We start from the raw sequence: 11,655 nt of genomic DNA, 5'->3' as shown, positions 1-11,655 counted from the left end.
ATGTATCTTCGTCCCCTGCACCTTTTTTATGAAACAGGTGAAAATCCGGAAGGCACAAATCTTCATAATGAAGACATGTTAAGAACAAATACGGGGTTGGGATCAAAGGGGATTCGGGCAACAGGCCGTTTATCCTTGACATTACCCCTTTTTTCTCCATAATACTAACCCATGGCCCACCCCGTACCCATCCGGTTTGAAAATGCCTGCCACCATGTTACCTGAAGAGGCAATGCCGGGCAGACCACTGTCGGTGTAGCAAAAAAGCGGCTTGCAGGAATGCTTCAGAAAGACGGGAACCCGGCAAAGACGTTCCGTGAAATGAACTACCCCGCGGCAACCCACGGGGTATCAAAAGTGAGACGCCAACATGAAAACCATCTCGAATCAAGCTTCAGGGTATAGACCCGTGGGACAATAAAAGCCTCTTATGTCAAGAATAAAGATTTGACCCCCATCGGTTTCTCTCAAAAAGCTAAATTGTGTATAACGGCCTCTGTATTGACTTTACAAGAATATTAATGATTGCAGAAACTGTTTCTACAAATGTTTGGGAACAAAGGGGACCGGCTGCGTTGTTTGAGGAGGCCGGATACCTGCTTGCGAGTGGAGTTCGTCGTTGGCACCATAGGTAAAAATTTATAATCAGCTCTCCTCCAGAGCCATCATTTCGATATTGGTCAGCCGCAGGCGTTGCGAGATGGTGTATGCGAGACGTTCAAAGAATATACCGGCGATCTCGGGATGGGCCTCGACAATCTTTTCAAACTGGTTTCGCGAGAGGATGTAGAGCATGACTTCATCTACTGCAACAGCTTCAGCAGACCGCGTCCCTTTGTCGAGAAATGACATCTCACCAAAAAAATCTCCCCGTGATAAGGTCAGGAGGTGGTGAGTCGTTCCTCCGGTCAATGGCAGACCTATTTTTACTGCACCTTTACGGATAAAATATATTTTATCGCTTTTGTCCCCCATTGAGAAAATCTTCTCTCCTGCCTGAAATGATTTCTCTGTCATGGTGGCAGAGAGCTTTTCTATGGCCGCAGCAGGAAAACCGGAGAAAAATTCGAATTCCGGCAAGTTTAGAATATGAAGAGCGTCTTTGCTGCCCCCGGATGATGTGTTGATGATCTCATCCTCAATCCATTCCAGGGCAGAATCCAGGTCCGGAAATATTTTAAGATTCATACCGGTCTCAGTAAAACCAAGTGTTGCGAGATATTTCTTGACATTCTGTCCTGTAGGGAGATTCAGAGGAATTGAAGAAAGAACGAGATAACCCTTTTTCTTTTTGACGCGGTTGTGGATCTGTTTCAGCATGTTAGCGGCTGTAAAGTCGAGGGATTGAACGCGTCGCATGTCCAGAACAACAAAGGAACATTCGGCAAGATGCGATTCAAGTTCCGTCAAAAGCTGGTCTGTTGTACCAAAGAACAGTTGGCCCTGAAGCTCGCAGATGATTGTGTTTTTCCCGTGGGACTCAAGAATGGAAAGCTCGGCAGTGATGCGCCGTTTTTTGGAAAACTTCTGATTGCCGAATAATTTTCGTCTTATAACGGAAGAACGGATCTGTTCCCTTAGAAACAAAACTATTGCCAGCGCTGTCCCGACGCCGGCAGCAACGATCAGACTCATGCTGACAGCAGAGATTACAACTGCCAGAATCACAAGGAAATCAAAAATAGTGGATCTATGTTTCAGCAATTGCAGACTTTGCATGTCGAGCATGCGCACAGCGATAACGATCAGGACACCGGCCAGGGCAGCCAGGGGAATCCATGCCATGAGTTTCCCGAGGAGAAGGAGAACCAAACCGGCAAAAACACCGGCAAAAACACCGGATAATCGCGTATGACCCCCGCTTGCTATGTTTACTAAAGTAGGGCCCATTGTTCCCGAACCCGGAATACCTCCAATGAGAGATGAGGCGATGTTGCCGAGCCCCTGACCCATCAGTTCCTTGTTTGAATTGTGGCGGGAGTGGGTCATGACATCAAGGATCACGCATGTTTTTAAGGTGTCGATGGAAAGGAGAACTGCCAGGGTCAAAAGCGGGATGAGGAGCATGGCAAAACCTTTCACGTCGATGGCGCTAAAATGAGTCCACTGGTTTACGGCAGCTCCGAAGACACCCGACCCTGATGATAAAATAGGTCCGATAATCAGAGGGTTATCAATGAGCCTTAATAGCGCCGGGTTTAAAATAGCCATGGCAAAATAGGCGCATATCCCGGAAAGCAAAGCTACAATGGCCGCAGGGATATGTTTGAGGAACCTGGGGGCCAGCAGCATGGCTGCAATGGTGACGAACCCGATAAATATGCTCGTCCCGTTCCAGACAACAGGCTGTAAAACGCCTTGCAAGATGTTGATTCCTTTTGGAAGCCCCAGAAATTTCGGTAATTGTCCAAGGAAAATCAAAATCCCGACGCCGCTCAGGTAACCGGCTACTACAGGATAAGGAATATATTTAATGAATTTACCACCGCCGAAGCTACCTGCCAGAAACTGAATGATACCGGCTAAGAGGGCGACCAGAGCCACATAGAAGGGGATAGCCTCCAACGGTATGTCTCCGCTCTTTACAAGCTGACCGACAAAAACAGAAAGCACAGCGGCCGCAGGGGCGCAAGGGGCTGTGATAAGCCGCGGCGTACCGCCAAAAAGCGGCGCGATCAGCCCAAGGGCAACTGCACCTATCATACCGGCAACAACAGCCTTGCCTGCATATTGTGAGCCGAGAGGAGAATAGATGATGATCCCGAAAGCAATGGCCGAAGGCAGAGCCACGAGCATAGCAGTAAGACCCCCCAGGATGTCCCCTGTCAGGCGACCGGATAAGCGCCGTCTTTTTATCATAAACCCTGCTCCTGTTTTGTTAACTGAATGGAAATATGACAGACATTATGTTATCAAGATTCGCATGATTTGTATAGCGAAACAACAACCATAGCCGGGATTTTGTCTTCTTTCCTGTTCCCATGATCCATATGGAGGGGGTAAAAGGGAACGCCGGTGATGTTCATAAAAAAATAAATAACTTAATACAGCTTCTTCTTTTTTTCCGTGAACTTCCGATAGCCCGCTCTTTGCTGATAAGTCCGGTATCTGTGAGTCTATTGAAGTAAAGAAGCCTGATTTTCAGCTTAGCTTTCCCTTCCGGGAGAGATGCGGGTAAAGAAAGTCAGGAAACTCGATGCTAATTTGTTATCGCAAAAGAGTGAAGGCAAATCAGGTAGTTGAATCTACCTGTCCTGTTTTTTTATCTTTACAAGAAGAGTGTGTACCATGATATACTCACATAAAATTAAAGTCATTATTTACGGGTTATTATGCGACGATTAATAGCGCTCATCATCCTTCTCATGTTCTCATTAGCTTTTATTCTTTCTCTCCCCGGTCATACCTCGGCTCAGGCAAAACCTGAAGCAGTCAAAACCAAGCAGAAGAAGGCAAGAAGGGTCGCTCCTCCTGTCCCCTACCGTACCACCGATACCTCATCGAGACTTGCCCTTGTCATCGGTAACAGCTCCTACGATTCCTCACCCTTAAAGAACCCTGCCAATGATGCATCAGATATGGCATCAACATTACAGGAACTCGGCTTTACGGTAATCCTCAAAAAGAATGCCACACTCAAGTCCATGGAAGAAGGCCTGGAAGAATTCGGGAACCGTCTGAAAAGAGGAGGTGTAGGTCTCTTCTATTATGCGGGGCATGGTTTACAGATGGAAGGCACCAATTATCTTATCCCCATTGGCGCAAAAATCAATAAAGAATCGGACGTAAAATACACTTCCCTTAATGCCGGAAAGATTTTAGACGAAATGGCTTATGCCAATAACGGCCTCAATATTGTCATCATGGACGCCTGCAGGGACAACCCTTATGTCCGGAATTTCCGCTCTGCCACCCGTGGCCTTGCCGATATCAGCAACGCCTCCCTGGGCACCTTTATCGCATGTTCCACAAGTCCTGGCCAGGTAGCCCGGGACGGTGACGGCAGAAACAGCCCTTACACATCAGCCCTCCTGGAATACATAAAATACCCCGGTCTTTCCATCGAACAGGTCTTTAAGGGTGTCCGCCAGAGACTGATCATGGAAACAGGGGGCAAGCAGATATCCTGGGATCATTCCTCCCTTCAAGGGGAATTTTATTTCAATCCTCCTCAGATTGCCTCTTTCTCTCCTGCTACCTCTGGCCCGGGAACAGGCTACATCGACTCAGAAAGGCAGAAGCTAGAGCAGGAAAGACTGGCCGTTGAATCGGAGAGGAAAAAGATAGATGAGGAAAGGGCGAGAACCGAGGCAGAAAGAAGAAAGGCAGATGAGGAAAGGGCGAGAACCGAGGCAGAAAGAAGAAGGGCAGATGAGGAAAGGGCGAGAACCGAGGCAGAAAGAAGAAGGGCAGATGAGGAAAGGGCGAGAACCGAGGCAGAAAGAAGAAGGGCAGATGAGGAAAGGAAACTATCCGAGGAGAAAATAAAATTGGAGGCTCAGCAACGGGCCCTTGCAGAAGAGAAGAGGAAACTGGAGGTACAGCGCCTTGCCATGGCGCAAAAACCTGCTCCGGTATCCTCTATCCCACGCTCTTTCACTGACTCCGTAACGGGCATGGAGTTCGTCTTAGTCAAGGGCGGGTGTTTCCAGATGGGCGATACCTTCGGTGATGGTTTTGCATATGAAAAGCCCGTGCACGAGGTCTGCGTCAGTGACTTTTACATTGGGAAATACGAGGTCACCCAGGGACAATGGAAGGCTATCATGGGAAATAACCCCTCACACTTTTCATCATGCGGCGATACCTGCCCTGTAGAAAAGGTCTCCTGGAATGACATTCAGGACTTCATCCAAAAGCTCAACAGTATAACCGGCAAATCCTATTGCCTACCCACTGAGGCGGAGTGGGAATATGCCGCCCGCAGTGGCGGGAAGAAAGAAAAATACGCAGGCACAAGTTCCGATTCAGACCTTGGGAGCTATGCCTGGTACACCTCGAACTCAGGCAGTAAAACTCATCCCGTCGGTCAGAAAAGTCCCAACTCTCTGGGTCTTTATGACATGTCCGGCAATGTATGGGAATGGGTGTCTGATTATTACGACAACGAATATTACAAAAACAGTCCTCGCGATAATCCTCATGGACCTGCTTCCGGTAGTGCCAAGGTGCTTCGTGGCGGCGGTTGGAACGACAATCAGAGGGACATCCGTGCATCGGACCGGAGCAGCTACAATCCGTGGGGCGTCCGTGCTTCGACCTGGGACTACTTCAGGCCGTCGAATCAGGGCTACAACTACGGGTTTCGGGTTGCCTCTTCCCCCAGGTAGTTGTTTTTCTGGATTCTGAGTTTATGTTTTCTGAAGTTTTTCACGTTGGGGCGTAAGCTCCCCGCCCCGATGTTTTTTTGTAATCTCTCCCCGCCCCATTTTTAGAAAAAAAAGGAATTTGGACGAAGGGACTTGTTTCACTTATCACGAGCAGGATTTTGTCTCAACATATAATCACTTCAAGAAGCTAAGGTTGACAGGCCCGGCTCAATCGGCAGGCATATTACGACAATAAGCCCGCCGTCCGAAACATTCGAGACTGTTATGGGATCCATGGTGGAGGTTTACAACACGTTCTGTAATGAGATATATGATGTTTTTGGCGGACACTATCAACATCCGTTACTAATAGAACAAGATGTTGATTGCTTTATTAAAATCTTGATGATTTTTTCTAAATCTTTTAATATACTGAAGAAACATGCAGACCCCGACGTACTGACAACAGTGGAAGTAGTGATGCAATCCCCGGTTGTGATAGGATGCGGAATAAAATATTATATAACAGCCAACGAATAAGTATTGCATTGAGGTTATGAGTTCTGAAGCAGTGATGGTGAGCAGTTAACTTTTTAAAAAAGGAGGAAAAAATGATAAACGATGATGCTATGCTGAAACTATTAGAAGGCAATAAACGGTTCGTCGCTTCAAAGCCTGTGCATCCGAATCAAACGGCTGAACGCCGTGCTGAAGTCTCAAATGGCCAAGCGCCTTTTGCCGTGATAGTAGGCTGTTCAGATTCACGCATACCTCCGGAAATCATATTCGATCAGGGCTTAGGCGACCTGTTTATAATACGCGTGGCCGGTAACATCGTAGATGATATAGCCCTTGGCAGCATCGAATATGCCGTTGGCCACCTGGGTACGCATCTTGTTGTGGTACTCGGTCACGGGAAATGTGGCGCAGTAAGCGCAACCGTTCAGGGTGGTGAAGCGCATGGTCATATCGCAGATATCGTGAAGGTCATTGCCCCTGCCGTGGAAAAGGCAAAAAGCCAATCCGGAGACATAATCGATAACGCCATTAAAGCCAATGTTAAACTCGTTGTCAACAAGATTGCATCTTCCAAACCGATTCTGTCTGATCTTGTAAGCAGCGGCAAATTAAAAATAGCCGGCGCATATTATAACATCGAAAGCGGGGTTGTAGAAATCATCTAATACATTAAGGGATTTTTCCGTAAAGACTTGGCGCCGATCATTTTCTGTCCCCGGGACCCTGCATGTTGCTAACAACCTTTCCTTCTCAGAAACAGAGAAAGGAGGGCGCCCATAAAAGAGACCCCCGCCGATAGTAAAAAGGCATATGTAAATGTGCCCGTTGTGTCCTTGATCCATCCTGCGATCGCAGGGCCAAAGGCCTGACCTACACCAAAGAATAACGTAACAATCCCGAGCCCGGCCGGGGCCAGTCTTCCGCCCACCGCATCACCGGCAGCCGCCGCCATAATCACTGGTATTGCAGACATGGTAATGCCGAACAGAACGGCAGAGACATAAATGGAAGGAGTTCCCTGGGAGACAGCGGGCAGGAGGTAGGCAAGGGCAAGGCTGATATACCCGAGCACTGAACCATACCTTCTTCCCAGGATATCAGAAATGCTCCCCCATATGGTCCCGCTGATGATACAGAGGAGCCCTATCACTGCAAATATTGCCCCGGCACTTTTTGGGGTAAGCCCTATCTCCTTTGTCAGAAACGCGATGAAGAAGGTTAGATAGATGATATAGGAGAATCCATACATGAAATAGACGCATCCGAGCTTCCAGATCTCTTTTTCACTTACTACCTCCTGCCAGGTAGTAAAAAGGGTAAGTTTTCTTATCCCGTCATCTGTCTTTTCTGTACTATCCCCTCCATACATTGAAAGACCCTTTTCTCGGGGATTGTCTCTCAGAAGGCTATAGCAGACGAAGGCTCCGATAAAGGTGATGGCTCCCATCAAACACCACGCATACCTCCATCCAATTTCTCCATATTGAAGTATGAAATAGGGCAGAACCAACCCTGAAATTGAGAAGCCCAGGCCGGTACCGATGGTGTTGATTCCCATAGCGAGCCCCCTCTTCCTTGCGACAAACCAGGCTGCAGGAAGCGCCATCATGGGCACATAACTCCCTCCATTCCCCAAACCGGTGATGAGCCTCATGAGAAAAGCCGCCATAAATGAGTTCGAAAGGCCTGTGAGAAAAAGGCTTATCCCCATGACTATAAGGGAGATAAAGATCAGCCTCCTTGCCCCGAACCGGGCTGCAAGGAAACCCCCGATGACGGCGAGACAGAGATATCCTATAAAATTGCCTGTCCCGATGAGACCGACCTGTGTATAGCTGAGGCCTAACCCCTCCCTCATAGAGGGGAGTATTACCGAGTATGACATTCTTCCGAATCCGTGGGAGAGGAGCAGAACAAGGGTCCCCGTGAAGGCAATGACCCAGGCGTAGTGTTTCTTCATTTTTAATGTATACCATTATTGTTTAAGTCTGCTCCAGACAATTCGCCATTGTTTCATGCCCGAATATAATGCGATGTATGGAGAAAACTTTTGATGCCCGCAATCATCCTATAGTGTGAAATGTCACCAGTCACAGCCTAAAGTCAAGGATAAAGATTTGACCCCCATCTCTCCACTTTTTTACGCACCAGCTCGATATGCTCTTTCAATGTGTAAAGTTCGCCATAGAAATTGAGTGGTATACTGACTTTATTGGCCGCCGCCTCGATCCGGTCGAGTTTTGCGGAATAATCCATAACATGTCCTGGTCGCAATTGTTGAGTTATTTCTAACTCAAGATATTTCAATTCGCCATACAAACGATAGAGTTTTGATCTGTTCCGCCAGGAATAAAACCAGGGCAGGATTCTCATAAGAGGAAATATAACTGCAAGCACAGGAATCAATATCTTGATTATGCGGTCCAACAATACGGCAACCCAAAAAGGCAGGTAATCGAGCAAAAAAGGACGGCCCGTTTTATAGAACCTTTCTGCCTGGTCGCTTAGTGGAATTTCCTGCACCTTGGGAGCAGGAAATTCTCCCGCTTTATTTACCCAACCGGCATCCGCATGAATCTCAGCCGCGGCATCGAGGAGAAGATACATCAGGGCCGGGTGCATCGTGTTACGCACAATAAGATTTGTTGTTGGTGCAACGAGATTGATATCCGATGGCGGCAATCTTTTCGCGATGTTTATTATGCCCTTCGGCAATACCACATGGGACAGGCCGGGGACAAGCCTTGTATATGCTTCTGCCTGGCCTAAATTCATAAGCTTCACGTTATGAGTATTAAGTAATTCCTGCATAAATATTGTATCGGTTGAGCCGATTGTAATAAGAACGTCAATCTGGCCTTCCTTCAGCGCCTTAATCCCGGTTCCGTCTGCAAGATCCAGGAGGGTGGTCGGTAGATCCGCTGCGTTGCCGGCTTTGAGCAAGTCGAGTGATATTTTTCTCAGACCGCTGCCCTCCGGACCTATTGCGATCCTCTTTCCTTTGAGCTGTGAAAAATCATCGAGCGTTTTTTCACTTCTATAAAACACCCACAGAGGACTGTACGTGATGCTTCCCAGGGAAAGCAGATTCGGCGCTTCGATACCGGAACCCGTTCCTCCTTGAACAAATCCGACATCAAACCCTATCTTTTTATCGTTCAGTCGCTTGAAATTTTCCACTGATCCGGAAGAATTGAGCAACTTAAGATGTACATTTGAGCGCGCCAGGATTTCCTTGTAGCGCTCACCGAAAGCAGCATAAGTACGACCTTCAATTCCTGTAGTCATGACGATAGCGCCGGGAGGTGCAGGCAGGACAACATAATAGGCGATAAGGAAAACAGCAAGAACCACTGATAGCGCGGGGATAATAAATTTAAAAAGTCCGCGGATCGAAATGTCACGAAACTTTATTTTTCTCATTTTCGACTTTTACTACCTAATATTTTTGTAGCACTATTGATATATTTCATCAAGTTTAGTACGTTAATTTAAATCTCACGCTATATATACAAACACCTGTATCCCGAAGGACTCCCCCCCTTGCTCCTCACTTATAGTAACAGATATAACCCACTTCAACTGCTGCATCTATGTCGAAAGATGCGTCTTTCCCGACAATTATCTTTTCGTTTTTCCTGACTTCCTGCCACTCTTTGCCCGGCAACCTTACCTTCATTGATCCTTCAATAATTACCATATGCTCTTCTGACGCGGTAGAGAATGTATATGCACCGGGTTCCATTACACCCACGGTCGCGTATCCTTCTGCAGTGTTTATTCCCAGACTCTGTACTTTACCATCAAAATAGGTGTTGTGTTTAATCATATTGCCTCCTCTTTCTTGTTATACATGTTATTGTATCTTCTTTGAAGGGATATTGGCAAGCTTTTCGTCAGATAACGCAACCTCAGGCTGTTTCCGGTTTACACCTCACAGAATAAGCCGGCCGGAACACATTATTCTAATTTGTATTTAAGATGATGCTATCCGGTGATTAACTTTAATATCTCCTGTGGGAGCTTAAAAGGGTCTAAGGGGAGGTTCTGCTGATCTTTATTCTTCATATTTCTCAATGTTATTGATCCTTTATCAATCTCATCATCACCGAGTATCAATACAAAATCTGCATGTAAGCTGTCGGCATATCGCATCTGTGATTTTAAAGACTTGCCTTCGTATGAGTAATTCAATGGCAACCCTTCTTTTGTAAAAGACTTTAACAGCGGTACAAGGTAATCCCTTGCCCTGTCTCCCATATAGGCAAGAAAACAGGAAGGTTTTTCAGACAAAGCAGGAGTTTTCATCAATAATGCCAGTCTTTCAACGCCTGCGCCGAAACCTATACCCGGCGTCGAAGGACCGCCCATCTCTTCAACAAGGTTATCGTATCTCCCGCCTGCAATGAATGCCTTCTGTGCTCCGAGATCATCGGATGTTATTTCGAAAACCGTTTTTGTGTAGTAGTCAAGTCCCCGGACAAGCCTCTTATTGATAACAACCTCGACACCAAAACCATTAATATATTCCAAAAATGCATCAAAATGTTCCCTGCATCCATTGCACAAGTAATTATAGAGCAAGGGAGAATGCCGGCTTATTTCGATACACTGGGCATTTTTACAGTCAAATATTCTCAAAGGGTTTCGTTGCAGTCGCCTGTTACAATCCTCGCATAGCCCGTCCTTTTTCTCTTCAAAATATGAAACAAGCATATCCCTGAAGGTTTCCCTGCATGTTTTACAGCCGACGCTGTTTACTTCCATACGGTAATCGCGGATGTTGAGTTCATGCAGTATCAACGAAATCATCCATAAAAGTTCTGCATCAACCAATGGCTCACTTACCCCGAAGACCTCTACGTCAACCTGGTGGAATTCACGGAACCTGCCTTTCTGGGGCCTTTCATGCCGGAACATAGGTCCTATGGTAAAGACTTTGCTCATCCTTTCCTTAACGTACATGCCTTCCTGCAGGTACGATCTCACCATGCCTGCTGTAGCCTCAGGGCGCAGGGTAAGAGAATCGCCTCCGATATCCGTGAAGGTAAACATCTCCTTTTCTACAATATCCGTTGTATCTCCGATACTCCTCACAAAGAGCTCGGTTTTTTCGAGAACAGGGATTTCAATCTCCTTAAAGCCGAGGAGGCCAAAATATTTTCTTGAAATGTTTTCTATGAGTCTGAATTTATGGATTTCTTCACCCAGGATGTCCCTGAATCCCCTTAATGTCTTGATCTTTTCCATTGTTCCTCACGAAATATAGTGTAAATACAACTCATTAGTAACATATATCAGGCTTCAATTCAAAGTTTATTTGAAGTTTAAGCCGGAACCTCTCTTCCTCCGGTTGGTATTGTCAAAGGTTTTTGCTTCATTGTTTTGTTTCCGTTGCTTTCCCTGGTTTTTTCTTTGCCGGATTCACATAAGCTTCTATCATGCATATGTGAATCCGGCAAAGAAAAAGGCGCCTGTCCTCGCTTGCGGGGCTTCACGGCCTTTCCACTTTCCACTATTCACTGCCCCTCTCACACTTGTGGTGGTCTTTTCTTGCCATATGGAGCCATAGGCGCCTGTTGTTGGACATAATCACAGAAAACCTGTAGTTCATAAAGAAACTTTTCAATGTCTTCCCTCACATAAGTTCCAAGGCCCTTATCAAAGGTTGTCTTCATTGATACAAGACCTTTAACCTGTTTCTTCACGGATACGGGTTTTGTATTATTCGGGTCAGGTTTTACTTTTTTGTATGCTGTGAGCATTCTTTCCAATGTAGCATTTGTTACCGGTGTTTTTATGACAGCATCGAATATCTTCGTACGAT

11 protein-coding genes are annotated in these 11,655 nt (G+C 46.5%); 4 read left to right on the top strand and 7 right to left on the bottom strand.

Features of this window, described 5'->3' with window-relative positions; genetic code table 11:
* Window positions 1–279 precede the first annotated feature (279 nt).
* Window positions 280–405, top strand: a complete 126-nt coding sequence (locus NT178_15315) for a hypothetical protein (protein ID MCX5813897.1) — start codon at window positions 280–282, stop codon at window positions 403–405.
* A gap of 240 nt (window positions 406–645) precedes the next feature.
* Here the strand turns inward: NT178_15315 and NT178_15310 are convergent, their stop codons facing one another.
* Window positions 646–2,859, bottom strand: a complete 2,214-nt coding sequence (locus tag NT178_15310; protein ID MCX5813896.1) for an SLC26A/SulP transporter family protein — start codon at window positions 2,857–2,859, stop codon at window positions 646–648.
* Between the two features lie 473 nt (window positions 2,860–3,332).
* On the opposite strand from NT178_15310, the gene NT178_15305 reads away from it, so the two are divergent.
* The 3 genes from NT178_15305 to NT178_15295 all read left to right on the top strand — a co-directional run bounded on the left by NT178_15305 (window position 3,333) and on the right by NT178_15295 (window position 6,493).
* Entirely contained in the window at window positions 3,333–5,330 is a 1,998-nt protein-coding gene (locus NT178_15305; protein ID MCX5813895.1) for an SUMF1/EgtB/PvdO family nonheme iron enzyme, read from the top strand.
* A 264-nt stretch (window positions 5,331–5,594) separates the two neighbouring features.
* Entirely contained in the window at window positions 5,595–5,849 is a 255-nt protein-coding gene (locus tag NT178_15300) for a hypothetical protein (GenBank protein MCX5813894.1), read from the top strand.
* Between the two features lie 71 nt (window positions 5,850–5,920).
* Entirely contained in the window at window positions 5,921–6,493 is a 573-nt protein-coding gene (locus NT178_15295) for a carbonic anhydrase (GenBank protein MCX5813893.1), read from the top strand.
* A 68-nt stretch (window positions 6,494–6,561) separates the two neighbouring features.
* On the opposite strand, the gene NT178_15290 is transcribed toward NT178_15295, so the two are convergent.
* The 6 genes from NT178_15290 to NT178_15265 form a co-directional block, all read right to left on the bottom strand.
* Window positions 6,562–7,788, bottom strand: a complete 1,227-nt coding sequence (locus tag NT178_15290) for an MFS transporter (protein MCX5813892.1) — start codon at window positions 7,786–7,788, stop codon at window positions 6,562–6,564.
* 143 nt (window positions 7,789–7,931) lie between these two features.
* Window positions 7,932–9,251, bottom strand: coding sequence for a C4-dicarboxylate ABC transporter substrate-binding protein (locus NT178_15285; GenBank protein MCX5813891.1), 1,320 nt, complete (start codon window positions 9,249–9,251; stop codon window positions 7,932–7,934).
* A 127-nt stretch (window positions 9,252–9,378) separates the two neighbouring features.
* Complete coding sequence (locus tag NT178_15280) at window positions 9,379–9,657, bottom strand: pyrimidine/purine nucleoside phosphorylase (protein MCX5813890.1); 279 nt, start codon at window positions 9,655–9,657, stop codon at window positions 9,379–9,381.
* Window positions 9,658–9,815: 158 nt separating this feature from the next.
* Window positions 9,816–11,078, bottom strand: a complete 1,263-nt coding sequence (gene hisS, locus NT178_15275; GenBank protein MCX5813889.1) for a histidine--tRNA ligase — start codon at window positions 11,076–11,078, stop codon at window positions 9,816–9,818.
* A gap of 77 nt (window positions 11,079–11,155) precedes the next feature.
* Complete coding sequence (locus NT178_15270; protein MCX5813888.1) at window positions 11,156–11,344, bottom strand: hypothetical protein; 189 nt, start codon at window positions 11,342–11,344, stop codon at window positions 11,156–11,158.
* Between the two features lie 15 nt (window positions 11,345–11,359).
* A partial coding sequence (locus tag NT178_15265) for a hypothetical protein (protein ID MCX5813887.1) occupies window positions 11,360–11,655 on the bottom strand: 296 nt, incomplete at its 5' end.

This window comes from Pseudomonadota bacterium, assembly GCA_026388255.1.
Lineage (GTDB): Bacteria > Desulfobacterota > Syntrophorhabdia > Syntrophorhabdales > Syntrophorhabdaceae > JAPLKB01.
The sequence above is the reverse complement of the archived record's forward strand: the minus strand, read 5'-3'. Positions and strand labels throughout refer to the sequence as shown.

What these genes read in the sequence shown, in the direction of transcription:
- NT178_15300 (MCX5813894.1), top strand. Translation starts at nt 5,595, where the DNA reads ATGGGATCCATGGTGGAGGTTTACAACACGTTCTGTAATGAGATATAT.
- NT178_15290 (MCX5813892.1), bottom strand. Translation starts at nt 7,788, where the DNA reads ATGAAGAAACACTACGCCTGGGTCATTGCCTTCACGGGGACCCTTGTT.
- NT178_15310 (MCX5813896.1), bottom strand. Translation starts at nt 2,859, where the DNA reads ATGATAAAAAGACGGCGCTTATCCGGTCGCCTGACAGGGGACATCCTG.
- NT178_15295 (MCX5813893.1), top strand. Translation starts at nt 5,921, where the DNA reads ATGATAAACGATGATGCTATGCTGAAACTATTAGAAGGCAATAAACGG.
- NT178_15315 (MCX5813897.1), top strand. Translation starts at nt 280, where the DNA reads ATGCTTCAGAAAGACGGGAACCCGGCAAAGACGTTCCGTGAAATGAAC.
- NT178_15285 (MCX5813891.1), bottom strand. Translation starts at nt 9,251, where the DNA reads ATGAGAAAAATAAAGTTTCGTGACATTTCGATCCGCGGACTTTTTAAA.
- NT178_15305 (MCX5813895.1), top strand. Translation starts at nt 3,333, where the DNA reads ATGCGACGATTAATAGCGCTCATCATCCTTCTCATGTTCTCATTAGCT.
- NT178_15280 (MCX5813890.1), bottom strand. Translation starts at nt 9,657, where the DNA reads ATGATTAAACACAACACCTATTTTGATGGTAAAGTACAGAGTCTGGGA.
- hisS (MCX5813889.1), bottom strand. Translation starts at nt 11,078, where the DNA reads ATGGAAAAGATCAAGACATTAAGGGGATTCAGGGACATCCTGGGTGAA.